The organism is Enterococcus sp. DIV0876, from assembly GCF_050529585.1.
Classification (GTDB): Bacteria; Bacillota; Bacilli; order Lactobacillales; family Enterococcaceae; genus Enterococcus_D.
Window position 1 is genome coordinate 1,245,940 of sequence record NZ_CP172882.1, and the last position, 18,662, is coordinate 1,264,601.

Consider the following 18,662-nt stretch of genomic DNA (forward strand, 5'->3'; position numbering starts at 1 on the left):
GAAAAAGGAGCGGTTGTTTTATGTCATGGGAACAAACTTATGAGCAATGGAAATCTAGTCAGCATTTAGATGAAACCTTAAAAGGACAGTTAACTGAGTTAGCAGAAGATCCTGGCATGTTAGAAGATGCTTTTTATATGCCTCTTGAATTTGGTACAGCAGGCATGCGAGGAATTTTAGGACCTGGGATCAATCGAATGAACATTTATACGATTCGTCAAGCGACAGAAGGATTGGCGCGTTTTATGGATACTCAAGATCCAGCAACCAAAGCTAGAGGTGTAGCGATCGCCTATGATTCTCGACATTTTTCACCTGAATTCGCGATGGAAGCAGCACGTACATTGGCGCAGCACGATATTCCAGCCTATGTTTTTGAAAGCTTGCGTCCAACACCAGAGCTATCATTTGCTGTACGTTATTTGAAAACCTTTACTGGCATCATGATCACCGCTTCTCATAATCCTGCAGCATACAACGGCTATAAAGTTTATGGTGAAGATGGTGGACAAATGCCGCCAGCCGATGCTGATGCGTTGACTGCATTTGTACGGGAAATCGACAATCCATTAGATATTCAAGTACTTTCTGAAGAAGAGGCAAAAACCAGCGATTTGATCCATATCATTGGTGCCGAAATCGATGAGGCTTACTTAGAAGAAATCAAAAGCGTAACCATTGATCATGCGTTGATCGCATCGACAGGCAAAGATCTGAAATTGGTTTATACACCGCTGCATGGTACGGGACGGATGCTTGGTGAACGGGCATTGAAACAAGCCGGTTTTGAACAATTCGTGATCGAACCTTCTCAAGCGGTACCGGATCCAGATTTTAGTACGGTTAAATCACCAAATCCTGAAGAACATTCGGCTTTTGAATACGCCATCGCTTTAGGAGAAAAAGAGGGTGCTGATTTATTGATTGCCACGGATCCTGATGCTGACCGTTTAGGGGCTGCTGTCAGAATGCCAAATGGCAAATATCAAGTATTGACTGGGAATCAATTAGGCGCATTGATGATTCGCTATATTTTAGAAGCCCATAAAAATGCCGGCACATTACCAGAAAATGCTGCAGTATTGAAATCCATCGTATCAAGTGAACTACCAACAGCCATTGCACAGTCTTACGATGTGGATATGTTCAATGTCTTAACTGGGTTTAAATTTATTGCCGAAAAAATCCAACAATACGAAGAAGATCATTCACACACCTTTATGTTTGGTTTTGAAGAAAGTTACGGCTATTTAGTGAAACCTTTTGTACGGGACAAAGATGCAATCCAAGCATTGGTTCTATTAGCAGAAGTTGCTGCTTTTTATAAACAATCTGGCAAAACATTATACGATGGTTTACAAGATATTTTTGAAGAGTATGGCTACTATGCTGAAAAAACTATTTCGGTTACGATGAGTGGCATGGAAGGGGCAACGAAAATTGCTGCTTTGATGAAAACATTCCGTGAAAAAGCGCCCTCTGTCTTTGCAGGTACAGCGGTTGTGCAAACAGAAGACTTTAAATTACTGACGCGTGTTGGTTTAGACGGTCATTTACAAAAAATGACTACACCGCCTTCTGATGTATTGAAATATACGTTAGAAGATGAAAGCTGGATCGCAGTTCGTCCTTCTGGCACGGAACCTAAGATCAAGTTTTATATTGGCGTCAAAGGCGAATCAGCTGCAGATGCCGAGCAAAAAATTGCTGATTTACAAGCAGCGATCGAAGAAATCACCGGTGAATAAAGGTGAACACCCAGAAAAGTGTTTCTGGGTGTTTTACTTTCGGTTTGACAAGCGTGGGTCCAGCACGCTAAAATGCTACAAGAAAGTGAGGCTGCTTATGACAACACCACATCCAGAAGAAATGCAACAAGTGACACAAATGTTCAAGATGTTAAGTGACCCAACCCGCTTAAAGATTTTATTGTCATTGCAAGATGGGGAAAGAAATGTTACATCGATCGCAGCAGAAGTACATATGGAGCAATCCGCTGTCTCTCACCAATTGAAATTGTTGAAAGACAACCGTATCATCAAATCTGAACGCCAAGGGAAAACGATTCTATATAGCCTAGATGACAAACATGTTGTCGATATTTTACAAAAAACATTCGAACATATCCATCACCGCTAAAACTAGGACGAGAATTTCTCGAAAGTCCTAGTTTTTTCCAGTTCTTTTTGGTATGCTAGTAGAAAAATTAAAATCAGATGAACGGTTTTTAATAACGTTTTCAGTAAGGGGGCATTATGGGTAAGCAATTAAATGTCGGATTATTAGGAATGGGCGTCGTAGGAAGTGGTGTTTGCCAAGTTCTTGCGGAACAAAAAGCTGCGATCAAAGCCCGCACCGGTGTAGAAATCGCGATCACCAAAGCATTGGCTTCGCCATATGAGGATAAATCAGCGATTGCTGATAAATATGGGTTTTCATTGACGACCACTGTCGAAGAGATTTTTGCAGATCCTGCAATCGATGTGATCGTTGAATTGATTGGCAAAATCAGTCCAGCGAAAGAATTTATCTTGGCAGCATTGGCACATAAGAAACATGTGGTGACTGCCAATAAAGACTTGATTGCCACCCACGGCCCAGAGTTGTTGGCTGCAGCAAAAGAAGCAGGGGTGTCCTTGTATTTTGAAGCCAGTGTCGGTGGCGGCATTCCTATCTTAAGGACACTAAGTACCCATTATTTGCCAGATACGATCACCGATATTTTCGGGATCATCAATGGGACGACCAATTATATGCTGACCAAAATGGTGGCTGAGGGAGTCTCTTATGAGACAGCCTTATTGGAAGCCCAAGAAAAAGGATTTGCTGAATCAGATCCTACCAACGATGTCGATGGCATCGACGCTGCTTACAAGATGGTGATCTTGACCAAGTTTGCTTTCGGTATGACGATTGCGCTGGAAGATATCGACATCAAAGGTATTCGCGGTCTATCGATCGATGATATCCAGCAAGCAGCCGCTTTTGGCTATGATGTCAAATTGATTGGTGCTGCGCAAAAAAACGACACGGGCTCAGTCTCAGTTTCAGTAGGACCTGTATTGGTGCCGCAAAGTCATGCATTGGCCTCAATCAAATCCGAGTTCAATGGTATTTTTATCAAGAGTACAGGTATCGGCCAGTCAATGGTTTATGGTCCTGGTGCTGGATCAAGACCAACGGCAACGAGTGTTGTCGCCGATCTAACAGAATTAGCAAAGCATGAAGCGGAGGGAATCGTGGCACCCTTCCTTCAATTTGAAGCATCGACCAATTTAGCCTCACCAACGGAAATAGTCGATCGCTATTATCTGTCATGGCCATCAAACCAAGACCTGCCCATGGCAATCGATGATATCATTGATCAAGCTGTTGTACCCCAACGAAAGATCAATGGTTTAAACGCCTATATCACCAAGCCTATCAATCAGCAGTTAGTAGATGACCGTCTCAGTGGTATCACCGGCATTCAAATGATGAAAGTAATGGAGGAATTCTAATGTATCAAGGACTATTACATCAGTATAAAGACTATTTACCTGTAACAGATCAGACGCCGCAACTTTCTTTGGCGGAAGGCAATACGCCTTTGATCCCCTTACCAAGTCTATCTAAAGAGCTTGGTATCACATTGTACGGAAAATATGAAGGGTTGAACCCAACTGGCTCTTTTAAAGACCGAGGAATGGTCATGGCAGTAGCTAAAGCTGTTGAGGAAGGGGCCAAAGCCATCGTCTGTGCTTCGACTGGAAATACAAGTGCAGCGGCAGCGGCCTATGCCACAAGAGCAGGAATCAAAGCTTACGTCGTGATTCCTGATGGTAAAATTGCCATGGGTAAATTGGCACAAGCCATCGTCTATGGCGCGGATATCATTTCGATTCCTGGCAACTTCGATGAAGCTTTGAAGGCTGTTCGCGATATTGCCGAAACAGAAGCTGTTGCTTTAGTCAATTCGGTCAATCCCTATCGTTTAGAAGGTCAAAAAACAGCAGCTTTTGAGGTCTGCGAGCAATTAGGGCAAGCACCTGATGTGTTGGCGATCCCTGTGGGCAATGCCGGTAATATCTCCGCGTATTGGAAAGGTTTCAAAGAATGGCATGAAAAAAATGGTACGTCATTACCACGAATGCATGGTTTTGAAGCAGAAGGGGCTGCTGCTATTGTGCGTGGCGAGGTGATTGAGCAACCAGAAACCATCGCCACCGCGATTCGAATCGGCAATCCAGCGAGCTGGCATTTGGCTGAAGCTGCCCGGGATGAGTCAAAAGGGCATATCGATGCAGTAACGGATGAAGAAATATTGCATGCTTACCGTAAAGTCGCTGCGCAAGACGGTGTCTTTATTGAACCTGGATCAGCTGCTTCATTGGCCGGCGTCATCCAACATGTCCGTGCTGGAAAAATCAAAGCGGGTGAAACAGTTGTGGCTGTCTTCACCGGTAATGGCTTGAAAGATCCAGATACAGCCATTTCAGCTACAGAAGTAACGATCAATAAAATGAGTGATTTAGAAGAGATGCGCCAACATTTACGTGAAGGAGTTGCCCAATTATGAAGATCCGCGTTCCTGCGACTAGCGCCAATTTAGGGCCTGGTTTTGATTCCTGCGGGATAGCTCTCTCCAAGTATTTGGTGATTGAAGTGTTAAAAGAAAGTTCAGATTGGGAAATCATTCATGAACTAGGATCGGAAATACCGACAGACAAGACCAATTTATTGTTAAGAGTGGCGTTGAAATTGGCGCCGTCGATGAAACCACATCAAATCAGAATGACGTCTGATATTCCATTAGCAAGAGGATTAGGCAGTAGTTCTTCTGTGATCGTGGCAGGCGTTGAACTAGCCAATCGCCTGGGCAATATGAATCTAAGTGCTGCACAAAAGCTGGAGATCGCTACTGCTGTTGAAGGGCATCCAGATAATGTTGGGCCAGCGATCTATGGTGATTTTGCAGTGACCGCCTATGACCACCAAAGCAAGCATACGTATTTAGTCAAGCATCATTTTCCTGAGTGTGACATTATTGCTTATATTCCAGACCATGAATTATTCACAGAAACAAGCCGACATGTATTGCCGAAAGAACTCACTTTTCAGCAAGCAGTTGAAGCCAGCGCCATTGCCAATGTGATGATCGCGGCTTTGGTCAAAGGCAATCTGCCGTTGGCTGGACAATTGATGCAGCAAGACCGTTTCCATGAAACGTATCGGGAAAAAATGGTGCCCCATTTGTCAACGATTCGTCAAATTTGTGAAGAAGAAGGCGGTTATGGCTGTTTCTTAAGCGGTGCTGGCCCAACCGTGTTGGCTATCGTTCCAGAGGACCGCTCTGAACGGATTATACGTTTATTGCGCGCACTTGAATCTGAGGCGTCGATTGAGCGCCTGCAGATTGAACGTGAAGGCGTACAAGTATTCTAAGTTGATTCAAAAAAAACGATCGATCTCTGCAAGGAAGTCCAGTACTTCTTTGAAGAGATCAATCGTTTTTTCGTTGTTTTTGTTTATCAATCTTTTGTTTCAGAGCTATAATAGCTGTGATCTTCTAAATTCAGTGCATTTAGAATCATTGATGCTGTTTCTTCGATCGAAAGGGAGGCGACATTGATGACCACGCATCCGAGCTTTTCGTATAAGGCGTTCGCGAATTCTAACTCAGCTTTGATTTTTTCGATATCTGAGTAAGCAGAATCAGGATTTAATCCATACGACCGCATGCGCTCTTTTCGAATGCTGTTTAAGACGTTTGGATCATTGGTCAAGCCTACGATTTTCTGAGAATCGATCTCCCACAATTGTTTGGGGATATGGGCTTGTGGTACCAACGGCAGATTTGCGACCTTCAAATTCTTATTTGCCAAAAATAAACTCAATGGTGTTTTCGATGTCCGGGAGACACCTAGCAAAACAACATCAGCTTCCAGAAAACCGCGGGGGTCTTTGCCATCATCGTATTTGACAGCGAACTCCATCGCTTTGATTCGTTTGAAATAATTTTCATTTAAGTGATGTAAAGCACCTGGTTCCCTAGAAGGAGCAATACCTGTGCGTCGTTCCACTTCCGATACAGGGGGTGTCAATACATCAAAATGATAAAGATCAGCTTCTTCACAAAAATGATTGGTTAGTTCAACTAAATCATTATTGATCAGGGTGTGTAAGATGATCGCGTCGTGTTTTTTTGCGTCAGACAAAGCTTTGATCAAAAGCTCTTTGGTATGGATAAAGGTGCGTCGAAATAGATTAAATTCGACATTCGGATATTGTGCCATGGTTGCTTGGGCTAACTTTGAAGCAGTCTCTCCAGCGGAGTCGGATAATACAAACATCGTTACGACTGTTGCATCTTCGGTCGCTTTTTCAGATACTGGTTGTACTGTTTGGTCATTTGCGGTCATAGTGACATTCCTTTCTTGCTTTTTTTATGATTTCATTATACCATACGTAAGACCAATAAAAATCGGAATGATTTTGATTTAACAGGAGGTTGCTATGAAAAATAAACCATTGATTGAACATGCCATGACAACATTGAAAGAAAATGGCTTTAAGTACACGAAAAAGCGTGAGGCGATCATCACGTATCTTGCGAAGCGTAACCGCTATTTGCCAGCAAAAGAAATCCACGACTTTATGTCGGAAGAATATCCTGGTCTGAGTTATGATACGATTTATCGAAACCTGCATGACTTTTCCGAAATCGGTATTTTAGAAGAAACAGAACTGAATGGTGAGATGAAGTTTCGCTATAATTGTTGTGCAGAATTAGAGGATCATCACCATCATCACTTTATTTGTACAGTCTGCGGCAAAACCAAAGAACTCAATATTTGCCCAATGGATTTTTTTCAACAACAAATACCTGGATGTACAATTGAAAGCCATCGCTTTGAAATTCTAGGTCGTTGTGAAGATTGCCAATGAAAACCTGAACATTATTTGTATCAAGTGCGTTTTTTTTGTGAGAATGCCTTGACACTTTTTCAGGGGTTAGCTATAATTTTTAAAGGACAGTCGTGTTTTTTGGGATTTAATTTCAATAACAACTACGGTTACTTTTTAAGCTCGGAGGGAGGGAATTTACATGTCAAAAACAGTCGTTCGCAAAAACGAATCACTTGACGATGCTCTTCGTCGCTTCAAACGTTCCGTGTCAAAAGCGGGTACTTTACAGGAATCTCGTAAACGTGAATTTTACGAAAAACCTAGCGTAAAGCGTAAGAAAAAATCTGAAGCAGCTAGAAAACGCAAAAAATTCTAATTTTCTACTGTTTTGAGAATTGGAGCTGGTAGTGTGACACTACTAAGTACACTGAATGATGACATGAAGACAGCGATGAAAGCCAAAGACAAAGACACGTTGCAGGTGATTCGCATGTTGAAGGCATCGATTCAAAATGAGCAGATCAAAAAAGGTGCAGAATTGAATGATGAAGAAGAATTGACAGTGTTGGCGCGGGAAATGAAACAGCGTCGTGATTCTTTGAAAGAGTTCGAAAAAGCAGACCGTGAAGATCTTGCTGAAAAAGTCAAAGTTGAAATTACAATTGTTGAAAAATATTTGCCTGCACAATTAGATGAAGCTGAAATTCGTCAAATCGTTGCCGGCGCGATCGAAAAAACTGGCGCGACTTCTGCCAAAGAATTTGGTAAAGTCATGGGTGCCGTTATGCCTCAAGTCAAAGGCAAAGCAGATGGCAATCAAGTCAATGCGATCGTTAAAGAATTATTAGATCAAATGTGAGATCACGCCGTAAGTATGTTTTCATACTTGCGGCTTTTTTGGTGCCTCAGGCATCATTGCGCAATTCTTAAAAAAAGAATAAAGCGATAAGGAAACGCCTCCATACAGTAGAAGTAATTTTTCTTTTATCGAAGATATGGTATGATAAGTGAGAATGTCTAAAAAGGAGCTGTACACTATTTGACTGATAAAACAATAACAATTGATATCAAATTAAACGAGAACGATGATGTTCGTTTATTGCTCGGTGCCCATGATAAACATATCAAGGTGATTGAAGATGCCACCGGTACGTTGATTCATACAAGGGGCGAACTGATCCAAATCATAGGTGAAGAAAACGCCGCACATAAAGCACAATCAGTGATCCATGCGTTGCAAGAACTGATCAAGCGCGGGATCAACATCAGCACGCCAGATGTGATCACGGCTTTGAATATGGTCAACAAAGGCAGCCTAGATTATTTTAAAGATATGTATGAAGAAGAATTAGTGAAAGACCGTACTGGAAAACCGATTCGTGTCAAAAATGCGGGTCAAAAAAAATATATCGATGCTGTCAATAGCCATGATGTTGTCTTTGGCATCGGACCTGCGGGAACTGGGAAAACCTTCTTGGCGGTAGTTATGGCAATCGCTGCTTTGAAGAAAGGCCAAGTACAAAAAATCATCTTGACCCGTCCGGCAGTAGAAGCCGGTGAAAATCTGGGCTTTCTTCCTGGAGACTTAAAAGAAAAAGTTGATCCTTATTTACGGCCAGTTTATGATGCTTTATATCAAGTATTTGGGATGGATCATACCAACCGTTTAATGGAAAGAGGCGTCATTGAGATCGCACCATTGGCTTATATGCGGGGACGGACGTTAGAGGATGCTTTTGTCATTCTTGATGAAGCGCAAAACACCACGATTGCGCAGATGAAAATGTTTTTGACTCGGCTAGGATTCAACTCAAAAATGATCGTCAATGGCGATACCAGCCAAATCGATTTACCCAAAGGAACGTTGAGTGGATTGATCCATGCTGAGAAAACATTAAAAGGCATACCAAAGATTGCTTTCGCGCACTTTGATGCCGGAGATGTCGTTCGGCATCCTGTTGTTGCAGATATCATCAAAGCATATGATGAAGCAGATCTTAAAGACAAACGATAAAAATTGTCTGTTGGGAGGGATAACATGATCATTCAACCATTAAAGAAATTTAGAGAACGGCTTGGTAAATTTTATCTGCCTGTGCTGCTTTTATTCTTTTTTGTTTTTTCTGTGGGCATTATGTACAGCAGTGTTCAGCAAAATAATGTTGACTATAGTGAAGGGCAAGTTGCAGAAGAAAATATTCGTGCCAATAAAACCATCGAAAACACAACTGCTACCGAGCAAAAGCGTACATTAGCAGCGGAAGCAGTTTCGCCTGAGTACACCTATCAAGATGGGTTAGCACAAATACAGCACGATCGAGTCGATTATCTTTTTGAGCTAGTGGCAAATGTGAATAGTCAGATCAAAGCTGATTATGACAAAAAAGTTGCTGCGGCTGATGATAATGAAAATGTGCCAAAGCCAGATACGGATGAGTATATTGCTGCCCTAAAAAAAGAATTTGAGAAATTAAGTGGCGATGAACTGGATTTTTATCAAGCATTGACGAATAATTTTTTGACGACGTTGTTTTCTTTGAATGATGATGAACTCAATACAGTCCGGACGTACGCTTTACAATTGGTCGATGAACAAATGGCTAAACAAATCCGCCAATCCGAGTTAAGTTCTTTTCGCTCTGAAGCAGTGGACAAAGTTCAATTTCTAGATGTGACTTCAGATATGGGAAGTGTCTTGCGTTTTATTGTCAACCAAGGAATCGTTGTCAATGACTTCCCGAACGAAAAGCGGACGGAAGAAGCGCGACAAACAGCCATGGATGCTGTACAGCCTGTGATGATCTATCAAGGGGAGATCATTGTCCGAGAAGGGTCGCAGATTGATGCCAATTCATTAGAAAAACTGCAATTGTTAGGGATGACCAACCAAACTTTTTCGGTCTTTCCACTGATTGCCTTGCTGTTAGCAATGGTTTTGCAAATGTTGATGGTCTTTTATTATACACGTCAGACTGCCGACAATGACAAGCGATTGAATGCCGTCACATTCTATGTGATCTCTATGGTCTTTAGTATGTTGCTGATGAAATTTTTCCAACTATTTCAATCAGAATTGGTGACCTTTATTCCGTTGTTTTTCCCTGCTGCATTCACACCATTGATCTTAAGTATTTTTTCTAGCCGACGTTTGGGCATTCTGTCAGCTGCCTTTCAAGTCATTGCAGCTTTATTCATTTACTTTGATTCCAGCGGCACCAACTTACTGACCACTGTTTTGGTGACCTATCTCTTTAGTGGATTAATGGGCACGATGGTCAAACGGGCTCGGATCGCTAGCCAAGGAAAATCGGCAATCGTTTGGGTGATATTGTTTCCCCTCTTATTGAGTACGATGCTGGTGATTTTCCAAGGAATGGATTTTGGCCGAGGCAATACTTGGACAACGATCGTCTGTGCGCTAGCTGGTTCTTTATTAAGTTACTTGCTGACCATGGGCTTGCATCCGTATATCGAGTTGCTTGTCTCCGATGAAAGCATGATCGTTTTGAACGAACTAAGTAATCCAAATCATCCTTTACTGAAGCAACTGCTCGAGGAAGCACCTGGTACTTATCACCATAGTATGATGGTCGCCAATCTAAGTGCCAATGCTGTAGCTGAAATTGGCGGTCAAAGTCTTTTGACCCGAGTGGCTTGCTATTATCATGATATTGGTAAAGTCAAACATGCGAATTTTTTTGTTGAAAACTTGCCTGCAGGTGCTGAAAATCCACATAATTTTTTATTACCAGAAGACAGTAAACAAATTATTTTCGGTCATGTGATCGATGGTGCGGTCATTTTAGAAGAAGCCAATATGCCACGGATGGTGGTGGATATTTGCCGGCAGCATCATGGCACGACGTTGATGCGTTATTTCTACGTCAAAGCCAAGGAACGTAACCCTGATGTGACAGAAGAAGATTTTCGCTATCCAGGACCAAAACCGCAAACAAGAGAAGCAGGAGTAGTCAGTATTGCCGATAGTTGTGAAGCAGCTGTTCGTGCGATGGACAATCCAACAAATCAGAAAATCCAAGAATTTGTTGCCAATTTGATCAATGACCGTATTCTAGATGGTCAGTTAGACGAAACTGGATTGACACTGCACGAAATCCGGATGATCGAAAAATCATTGGTCAATGGTTTATGCAGTACGTTCCATTCTCGAATCAAATATCCTAAAATGAAGTCTGAAGCTGAAAAGATGAAAGAAGAACAAGAAAGAAGAGAGCGCTAATGGAGATTACCTTTTTAGATGAAACCAACTCTGTGGGAGAGAATAAAACACATGAAATCGATGCATTGTTGCAATTTGCAGCAGGCTATCTGAAGTTGCCTGAAGATACAGAGATGTCGGTTACTTTTATGGACAATGCAGCCATTCAAGTGATCAATCGCGAATATCGTGACAAAGATATGCCGACAGATGTGATCAGTTTTGCTTTTGAAGAAGAAGCGGACGAAATGCCGATTATTTTTGATGAAGAAATGGCCGCTATGCCTCGGGATTTAGGCGATATCATGATCTCGATCGAACGGGCACAAGAACAAGCAGAAGAATATGGGCATAGTTATGATCGTGAGTTGGGTTTTTTGGCTTTACATGGGTTCTTGCATATCAATGGCTATGACCATATGACACCAGAAGATGAAAAGGAAATGTTCGGTCTGCAAAAGGAAATATTGGATGCCTATGGACTCAAAAGATAAGAATATCGAGAAGAATAAACAATTCATCGCTTCATTTGAATTTGCCGCAACAGGAGTAAAAACAGTTTTCCAAGAAGAACGCAATATGCGCAAGCATGTCCTGTTAGGTGTGATTGCGATTGTCGCTGGGTTTATTTTTCGTTTAAATCAGATGGAGTGGCTCTGGCTTTTATTGGCAGTCTTTTTGGTTTGGATCGTGGAGATCATCAATACAGTCTTCGAAAATGTTGTTGATATGGTCACTGATTGTCACTTTCATCCAATTGGCAAAAAAATCAAGGATATGGCAGCGGGCGCTGTACTCATGACCGCGATCTTCTCATTGGTGGTGGCAGCGATCCTCTTCATACCAAAAATCTTTACATTGGTCACAAGTTGGCTACAAAACACATAAAAGGGGAACATAAATGACAACTCATAAATCAGGCTTTATTGCAATCGTTGGCCGTCCGAATGTCGGCAAATCAACTTTATTGAATCGCGTTGTAGGACAAAAAATCGCGATCATGAGTGACAAAGCACAAACAACTAGAAACAAAATCCAAGGCGTCTACACAACAGAGGATGCCCAATTGATTTTTATTGATACACCGGGTATACATAAACCCAAACATCGTCTTGGTGATTTTATGGTCGAAACGGCGTATAGTGCCCTAAGGGAAGTCGATGTCACATTATTTATGATCAGTGCGGATCAAAAACGCGGCAAAGGCGACGATTTTATTATTGAGCGATTGCGTCAAAACAACACACCGGTATTTCTTGTCATCAATAAAATCGATAAAGTGCATCCTGATCAATTGTTGGCGATCATTGAAGACTATACAGCACAAATGGATTTTGCCGAAGTTGTGCCGATTTCTGCGACAGAGGGCAATAATTTTGAGAAACTGATGACATTGCTGACGGATATCATGCCAGAAGGACCACAATACTTCCCAGATGATCAAATCACAGATCATCCGGAATATTTTATCGTTTCCGAATTGGTTCGAGAAAAAGTATTGTTATTGACAAGAGATGAAGTCCCTCATTCTGTAGCAGTAGTCGTTGATTCTATGAAACGCGACCACAATGACAAGGTGCATATCCAGGCTACGATCGTGGTAGAACGAGATAGCCAAAAAGGGATCATCATTGGTAAAGGCGGCAAAATGCTGAAACAAATCGGCACGAAAGCCCGCTTAGACATTGAGCATTTACTTGATGACAAAGTCTATTTAGAACTATGGGTCAAAGTCCAAAAAGACTGGCGTGATAAACAAACCTTCTTGACTGATTATGGGTATCGTCAAGATGAATATTGAATTGTCACAAGCAGCGTTTGATTTGTGATCGATGAAACTGACGCAGTGATCGGCTGTGTCAGTTTTTTTAGGAGGGATTGAAATGAACTTAGCTGAAACCAAAGGGATCCTCTTGTTTTCTCGTGACCATAAGGAAAAAGACAAATTGGTCAAAATTTTCACCGAATCTGCGGGGAAACAAATGTTTTATGTCAAGGGGGCTCATCGTAAAAATAATCCTCTCGCGCCGGCCTTGATTTCCTACACGGAAGCAGTGTATATTGGTACGATTCGTGATGAAGGGCTTTCTTTTTTGAACAATGCCAAGGATATTCATCCTTTCCGAACGATTCAAGAAGATATTTTTATCGCCGGTTACGCGTCTTATTTGTTGAGTTTAACCGATGTCGCGATCGAAGATCGGGTCTATGATCCGCATTTGTATCAGTTTCTGCATGAGGCATTGATGTTGTTGGATCAAGGTAATGACCCAGAGATCATTACCAATATTTTTGAGATCCAGTTGCTTCAGCGCTTCGGTGTATCCCCTAATTGGCACCATTGTGCTGTCTGCGGCAAAACTGATGGTCGGTTCGATTATTCTTCAAAATATAATGGTATTCTTTGCCAACAACATTGGCCAATGGATGACCACCGTTACCATGCAGATCCGAAAGCGATCCATTTTGCGCGATTATTTGCCCAGATTTCGTATGAGCAAATTGCCTCCATCCAATTAAAAGCGTCAACCAAGCAAGCAATTCGCACATTTTTGGATGCTTTATATGACGAATACGTCGGTATTCATTTAAAAAGCAAAAAATTTATCGATCAGATGGGCGCATGGCAAGATGTGTTAAAGCCAAAAGATCAGTGATAGAGTTGGCGAAACTTCATTGGTGTGATGCCGACTCTTTTTTTGAACAACGCTGTAAAGTGACTAGCATCTTGAAAGCCGGCAGCAAACGCCACTTGTTGGATCGGTACTTGTTTTTGAGAAACAAGATATTCTTTGGCACGATCGATGCGGTAATTCAGTAAGTATTGTGATGTGGATTGTCCTAGAAACCGATTGAATAAACGAGAGAGATATTGCGGCGACACATAGACCAGCCCCGCCAACTGTTTCACTGTGAGATTTTGATCGTAGTTTGTTTCGATTTCTTTTATAACTGGTGCCAATATTTGTTGGTAAAGGGGATGCTGCTCTGTCAGGATCCCCTGTTTTTCTTGTAAAAGTGTCAATAAGAAAAGGTAACAGATACTAGAAGAGCGCAAAGGATCTATCCCATTTTGTTGATCGGCCGAAATCAAGGTATCGATCCAATCATTGTGAAATAGATGCTGTTTATTCTCAATCAGCAAATAACCATTTTGGCCGTAAGACTGCAGCAAATCACTAGCCAAAGAACCATAAAAGGTCACGAAAGAGGTCTCCCATTTCTGATACATTGGTGTATAACTGTGAGGTGTAAAAGGGGAAATCAAGATTCCTGCTCCTTCTGACAAAATAAAAGACTGATCTTGGATCTGAATTTTTCCTTGGCCGTGATTACTTTGCAGCCAATGGTAATAGGGATAACCTTGTGGTCTCTGGACGGAATCTTGATTCCAATGGTTGCCAATACTTTCGATACTGATTGGCAAATGGTTCCCAGAGGGATAAAAGTATATCGGCATAAGCGCCTCCTTGTTTCGAAAAGTGATAAAATGCTGTTACAAGTATTATAGTACACAAAAATGTAAAGCCTTACAATGGGATAAGAAATCATTATGAAGGAGGAACAAAAAAATGAAGCCCGTATTCAATCGAATTTTATTTGGGGGAGACTATAATCCCAATCAGTGGCCGCAGGATATTTGGCAAGAAGACATGCGGATGTTCAAGCAAGCCAGTATCAACAGTGCAACGATCAATGTTTTCTCTTGGGCACAGATCCAGCCCTCAGAAAACCAATATGATTTTGATGAACTAGATCAAATCATCGAGATGCTTAGTCAAGAAAAAATGGACATTGTTTTGGCAACTGCAACCGGCGCGTTGCCGGCCTGGATGTTCAAAAAATATCCAGAAGTAGGACGGACGGATTATCAAGGACGCCAGCACAAATTTGGTCAAAGGCATAATGCTTGTCCCAACAGTTTGGTCTATCAAAAATATGCTGCGGCCATTGCCGGGAAACTAGCTGAACGATATGGCCACAATCCTTATGTGACATGCTGGCATATCAACAATGAATACCAAGGGGATTGTTATTGTGAAAACTGTGAAAAAGCGTTTCGGGTCTGGCTAAAAGATAAATATCAAACGATCGACGCGCTAAATAAAGCATGGAATATGTCTTTTTGGGGCCATACAGTTTACGAGTGGGATGAAATCGTGTTGCCGAATGCATTATCTGAAGGGATCGGCAACGACAAAACAGCTTTTGCGGGGATTTCCATTGATTATCGACGGTTCAGCTCAGATAGTTTATTAGAAAACTTTAAAATGGAAAGAGATGCGATTCGGCAATTTGATCCCGACACACCTGTGACAACCAATTTAATGGGAACTTTTAAAGGGTTGGATTACTTCAAATGGGCCAAAGAGATGGATATCGTCTCTTGGGATAATTATCCAGCTTATAATACACCATGGAGCTTGGTGTCAATGACCCATGATTTGATGCGTGGGTTGAAGCAGCAGCCGTTTATGCTGATGGAGCAAACCCCGTCGCAACAAAATTGGCAACCGTATAATTCATTGAAGAAACCTGGCCAGATGCGGGCGCAAAGTTATCAAACGATTGCTCACGGTGCAGATACGATACAGTTTTTCCAATTACGACGTTCTATCGGTGCTTGTGAAAAATTCCATGGTGCTGTGATTGAACATGTCGGGCATGAAAAGACCCGGGTCTTTCGAGAAACGGCTGATTTAGGAAAAGAATTGACCCAATTGTCGGAAATAATGGGTACTGAACATAATGGACGAACGGCCATTATCTTTGATTGGGATAATTATTGGGCCTTAGAATATACGAGTGGTCCAACGATCGATTTGACCTATGTCGATCAAGTCCATCAATACTATCGCTATTTTTACGAGCATAACATCCCAGTCGATATGTTATCAGTGACAGATGATTTGACAGATTATGATTTGGTGGTTGCACCTGTTTTGTACATGGTCAAAGAAGGCGTCAAAGAAAAATTGACAGCATTTGTCGAAAATGGCGGTACATTGGTCACGACTTATATGAGTGGAATCGTTGATCAATCCGATAATGTCCACTTAGGCGGTTATCCTGGACCTTTACGAAAACTAGCTGGTATCTGGGTGGAAGAAATCGATGCACTGGCACCGGAGCAATCCAATCAAGTGAAAATAAAGGAACATATTTCAGGAAGCAGTTCCTTGGTCAGTGATTTGATTCATCTTGAAGGAGCAGAGGCCTTGGCTGTGTATACAAGTAATTTTTATGCCGGCATGCCTGCGGTAACAAAGCATCTGTATGGTGCGGGGACGGTCTTCTATTTTGGTACACAATTAGATGCCGCTTCTTTTGATCATTTGATGACAGAGGTGAAGGAAGCCGCTGAAATCCAACCAATTATCGCGGAGAAAACCGCATTAGAAGTGACACGCCGTCAAAGTGAAAGCCACGATTACTATTTTGTGATCAATTTTGATCCTGAAACGCAACCTTTACCCGCTTATTTTGTTGGTAAGATCGATATATTATCGGGCGCTACCCTTAAAGAAGAACAAGTACCGCAATATACCACGTATATCATCAAAGAGGAGCGACACACATGACAACTTTTTCAATAAGCGATGACTTTTATCTGGATGAAGCGCCTTTCAAGTTCATTTCTGGATCGATCCATTATTTTCGTGTGGTACCTGATTATTGGCGAGATCGTTTAGAAAAATTGCGATTGATGGGCTGCAATACAGTAGAAACTTACGTGCCATGGAATATGCATGAGCCGCAAGAAGGGGAATATTGTTTTGAAGGCGGTTTGGATTTACGCCGTTTTATTCAAACGGCCCAAGAAGTCGGCTTATATGTGATCTTGCGTCCAGCACCATATATTTGTGCGGAATGGGAGTTTGGCGGACTGCCTTATTGGCTCCTTCAAGATCCGAATATGAAATTACGCTTTGACTATCCACTATTTATGGAAAAAATCGAACGATATTTCCACCATTTATTCCCACAAGTGAATGATCTGCAGTATACGCAGGGCGGGCCAATCTTAATGATGCAAGTCGAGAATGAGTATGGTGGCTACGCCAATGATAAGAGTTATTTAAGAAAAATGGCCACTGCGATGCGTGCTGCAGGTGCGCAAACACCTTTTGTCACATCAGATGGACCATGGCATGATATGTTAGAAAATGGCAGTATTCAAGATATCGCTTTGGCAACGATCAATTGCGGATCAAAGATCAACGAACATTTTGAACGATTAAAAACATTCCATGGTGAGAAGAAGCCATTGATGGTGATGGAGTTTTGGATCGGTTGGTTTGATGCCTGGGGAGATGCGCATCACCATACGACTTCAACAGCAGATGCGGTCAAAGAATTGACCGACTGTTTGGCAAAAGGATCAGTCAATATCTATATGTTTCACGGCGGTACCAATTTTGGATTTATGAACGGTGCCAATTATTACCAACAATTGGCACCAGATGTGACCAGCTATGACTATGATGCCTTATTGACTGAATGGGGTGAACCCACTGAAAAATACGAAGCATTTCGGGAGGTGATTGGTCGATCGGTAGAACTTCCTGATTTTCCACTAAGTACAACGATCAAGAAAAAAGGGTATGGCACTGTAGCACTGCAAGATCGAGTTTCATTATTTGCGACGATCGATACGATCAGTCAACCGATCGTAAGTAATTATCCACTATCGATGGAGCAAGTGAATCAAGCAACGGGCTATATTTATTACCGCTCAGCTATTGGCTCGGCAAGAAGGATCGAAGATTATCGTCTGATCAACTGTATGGATCGTGCCCATACGTTTATCAATGATCAATTGGTACGGATCGATTATGATCACGACCTTGGGAAAAGCAATCAAATCGAATTGACAGCAGCTGAAAATGAACTTGGTATCTTGGTCGAAAATATGGGACGGGTCAATTATTCAGTCCATATGAATCATCAGTACAAAGGAATCAAAGATGGTGTGATCGTGAATGGTGCTTTCCAAAGCGAGTGGATGATCTATCCATTGCCAATGGACAATCTAGCTGCAATTGATTTTTCAGGCGAATGGCAAGCAGGCCAGCCTAGTTTCTCCCGTTTTGAGTTGATGGTTGATGAGCCAGCGGATACCTTTATCGAATTACCTTCATGGGGGAAAGGGTTTGTGACTGTCAATGGTCACAATATTGGTCGTTTTTGGCAAGAAGGACCACAAAGACGGTTATATATTCCTGCACCATTTCTCCAAATGGGCACAAATGACATTGTTGTATTTGAAAGTGATGGCATTGTGGGTGAAGACATTAGTTTTCATGCGCAAGCTGATTTGGGGCCAAAACGATAAAAGACGATATTTTTCATTGACAAATACCCCTATCAACTACTATCATAAGGGTAATTGAATCAGTGCAATGATCGGAAAAAAGAAAAAAGTCCCTTCCATTCAGCGAACTTGGAATAGTGAAAGCCAAGCAGGAACCTTATTTTCGCAGGCGTCCGTGAGCACAATCAAATGAAGCTGCCGTGTCAACGGAAGTAGGGTGGAACCGCGAATGATCGTCCC

General features: G+C 41.9%; 18 protein-coding genes. 16 read left to right on the forward strand and 2 right to left on the reverse strand.

What is annotated here, in order from left to right:
* Nucleotides 1-20 precede the first annotated feature (20 nt).
* The 5 genes from IGI41_RS05775 (at nt 21) to thrB (ending at nt 5,424) form a co-directional block, all read left to right on the forward strand.
* The gene (locus IGI41_RS05775; protein ID WP_430612126.1) at nt 21-1,748 is read left to right on the forward strand and encodes a phospho-sugar mutase; all 1,728 of its coding nucleotides are present in this window, start codon (nt 21-23) and stop codon (nt 1,746-1,748) included.
* 97 nt (nt 1,749-1,845) lie between these two features.
* Nucleotides 1,846-2,139, forward strand: a complete 294-nt coding sequence (locus IGI41_RS05780) for an ArsR/SmtB family transcription factor (protein WP_430612128.1) — start codon at nt 1,846-1,848, stop codon at nt 2,137-2,139.
* A gap of 116 nt (nt 2,140-2,255) precedes the next feature.
* On the forward strand, nt 2,256-3,500 hold the full coding sequence (locus IGI41_RS05785) for a homoserine dehydrogenase (protein WP_430612130.1): 1,245 nt from the start codon (nt 2,256-2,258) through the stop codon (nt 3,498-3,500).
* Nucleotides 3,500-4,558, forward strand: coding sequence for a threonine synthase (gene thrC / locus IGI41_RS05790; protein WP_430612132.1), 1,059 nt, complete (start codon nt 3,500-3,502; stop codon nt 4,556-4,558). The genes IGI41_RS05785 and thrC overlap by 1 nt, the downstream gene beginning before the upstream one ends.
* Nucleotides 4,555-5,424: a homoserine kinase gene (thrB, locus tag IGI41_RS05795; RefSeq protein WP_430612134.1), complete on the forward strand. Its 870-nt coding sequence runs from the start codon at nt 4,555-4,557 to the stop codon at nt 5,422-5,424. Before thrC ends, thrB begins: the two co-directional genes overlap by 4 nt.
* Nucleotides 5,425-5,510: 86 nt before the next feature.
* Here the strand turns inward: thrB and IGI41_RS05800 are convergent, their stop codons facing one another.
* Nucleotides 5,511-6,332, reverse strand: coding sequence for a pyruvate, water dikinase regulatory protein (locus tag IGI41_RS05800; protein ID WP_430612736.1), 822 nt, complete (start codon nt 6,330-6,332; stop codon nt 5,511-5,513).
* 163 nt (nt 6,333-6,495) lie between these two features.
* On the opposite strand from IGI41_RS05800, the gene IGI41_RS05805 reads away from it, so the two are divergent.
* The 9 genes from IGI41_RS05805 (at nt 6,496) to recO (ending at nt 13,764) form a co-directional block, all read left to right on the forward strand.
* Nucleotides 6,496-6,927: a Fur family transcriptional regulator gene (locus IGI41_RS05805; RefSeq protein ID WP_430612136.1), complete on the forward strand. Its 432-nt coding sequence runs from the start codon at nt 6,496-6,498 to the stop codon at nt 6,925-6,927.
* 160 nt (nt 6,928-7,087) lie between these two features.
* Nucleotides 7,088-7,264, forward strand: coding sequence for a 30S ribosomal protein S21 (gene rpsU / locus IGI41_RS05810; RefSeq protein WP_002356740.1), 177 nt, complete (start codon nt 7,088-7,090; stop codon nt 7,262-7,264).
* 33 nt (nt 7,265-7,297) lie between these two features.
* Complete coding sequence (locus IGI41_RS05815) at nt 7,298-7,747, forward strand: GatB/YqeY domain-containing protein (RefSeq protein WP_430612138.1); 450 nt, start codon at nt 7,298-7,300, stop codon at nt 7,745-7,747.
* 180 nt (nt 7,748-7,927) lie between these two features.
* A complete protein-coding gene (locus IGI41_RS05820; protein WP_430612140.1) occupies nt 7,928-8,902 on the forward strand; it encodes a PhoH family protein in 975 nt (324 codons plus the stop codon).
* A gap of 24 nt (nt 8,903-8,926) precedes the next feature.
* Nucleotides 8,927-11,128 (forward strand): HD family phosphohydrolase, encoded by a 2,202-nt coding sequence (locus tag IGI41_RS05825; protein WP_430612142.1) that lies wholly within the window; start codon nt 8,927-8,929, stop codon nt 11,126-11,128.
* The gene (gene ybeY, locus IGI41_RS05830) at nt 11,128-11,601 is read left to right on the forward strand and encodes an rRNA maturation RNase YbeY (protein WP_430612144.1); all 474 of its coding nucleotides are present in this window, start codon (nt 11,128-11,130) and stop codon (nt 11,599-11,601) included. The genes IGI41_RS05825 and ybeY overlap by 1 nt, the downstream gene beginning before the upstream one ends.
* On the forward strand, nt 11,585-11,995 hold the full coding sequence (locus IGI41_RS05835; protein ID WP_430612146.1) for a diacylglycerol kinase family protein: 411 nt from the start codon (nt 11,585-11,587) through the stop codon (nt 11,993-11,995). The genes ybeY and IGI41_RS05835 overlap by 17 nt, the downstream gene beginning before the upstream one ends.
* Before the next feature lie 13 nt (nt 11,996-12,008).
* Complete coding sequence (gene era, locus IGI41_RS05840) at nt 12,009-12,908, forward strand: GTPase Era (protein ID WP_430612148.1); 900 nt, start codon at nt 12,009-12,011, stop codon at nt 12,906-12,908.
* 82 nt (nt 12,909-12,990) lie between these two features.
* A complete protein-coding gene (gene recO, locus IGI41_RS05845; protein ID WP_430612150.1) occupies nt 12,991-13,764 on the forward strand; it encodes a DNA repair protein RecO in 774 nt (257 codons plus the stop codon).
* On the opposite strand, the gene IGI41_RS05850 is transcribed toward recO, so the two are convergent.
* The gene (locus IGI41_RS05850; protein ID WP_430612152.1) at nt 13,758-14,567 is read right to left on the reverse strand and encodes an AraC family transcriptional regulator; all 810 of its coding nucleotides are present in this window, start codon (nt 14,565-14,567) and stop codon (nt 13,758-13,760) included. The two genes, recO and IGI41_RS05850, sit on opposite strands and share 7 nt — an antisense overlap.
* Nucleotides 14,568-14,679: 112 nt before the next feature.
* Between IGI41_RS05850 and IGI41_RS05855 the strand changes: the two genes are divergently transcribed.
* Both IGI41_RS05855 and IGI41_RS05860 read left to right on the forward strand, forming a co-directional pair.
* Complete coding sequence (locus IGI41_RS05855) at nt 14,680-16,689, forward strand: beta-galactosidase (RefSeq protein WP_430612154.1); 2,010 nt, start codon at nt 14,680-14,682, stop codon at nt 16,687-16,689.
* Nucleotides 16,686-18,443, forward strand: a complete 1,758-nt coding sequence (locus IGI41_RS05860) for a glycoside hydrolase family 35 protein (protein ID WP_430612156.1) — start codon at nt 16,686-16,688, stop codon at nt 18,441-18,443. The genes IGI41_RS05855 and IGI41_RS05860 overlap by 4 nt, the downstream gene beginning before the upstream one ends.
* The last annotated feature ends 219 nt before the right edge of the window (nt 18,444-18,662 follow it).